Below are 651 nucleotides of genomic sequence, written 5' to 3' on the forward strand. Positions count from 1 at the left end.
GAACACGGTGCGGCCGATCGCCCCGGCGCGCTTGACCTCGGCGTACCAGTTGGCCTTGACCGAGGGCACGCCGTACACCTTCGAGCCGGGGGCGGCGGCGAGCCGGTCGGCGACCTCGGACTGGACCATCACCAGGGTGCGCTCGATGCTCGGGAAGGTCTCGAGCATGTGCAGCAGCACCGGGACGGCCACGTTGTAGGGGAGGTTGGCGACCAGCGCGGTCGGGGCCGGTCCCGGCAGCTCGGTGACGTGCAGGGCGTCGGAGTGGACCAGCGCGAACCGGTCGGCGCGTTCCGGCATGCGGGCGGCGACGGTGGCGGGCAGCGCCCCGGCCAGCACGTCGTCGATCTCCACCGCGGTGACCCGGTCGGCGGCCTCCAGCAGCGCCAGCGTGAGCGAGCCGAGCCCGGGCCCGACCTCGACGACGACGTCGTCGGGGCGTACCTCCGCGGTGCGCACGATACGGCGGACCGTGTTGGCGTCGATGACGAAGTTCTGGCCGCGCTGCTTGGTGGGCCGTACGCCGAGGGCGGCCGCCAGTTCGCGGACGTCGGCCGGGCCCAGGAGGGCGTCGGGGGTGGGGCTGGTCACGGGACAAGGGTACGGGGCGCGCGGGTACGCCCCGGTCACCGCCGGTGCCGTCACCCGCGC

1 protein-coding gene is annotated in these 651 nt (G+C 74.7%); it reads right to left on the reverse strand.

All coding sequences use genetic code 11. From position 1 onward, the window contains the following. Window positions 1-591 (reverse strand): rRNA adenine dimethyltransferase family protein (locus LPA54_RS34675; protein WP_228984605.1); only part of this gene is annotated, 591 nt, incomplete at its 3' end. Window positions 592-651: the final 60 nt, after the last annotated feature.

Origin of the sequence: Streptomyces sp. DH12 (genome assembly GCF_020873895.1) — a bacterium.
GTDB lineage: Bacteria > Actinomycetota > Actinomycetes > Streptomycetales > Streptomycetaceae > Streptomyces.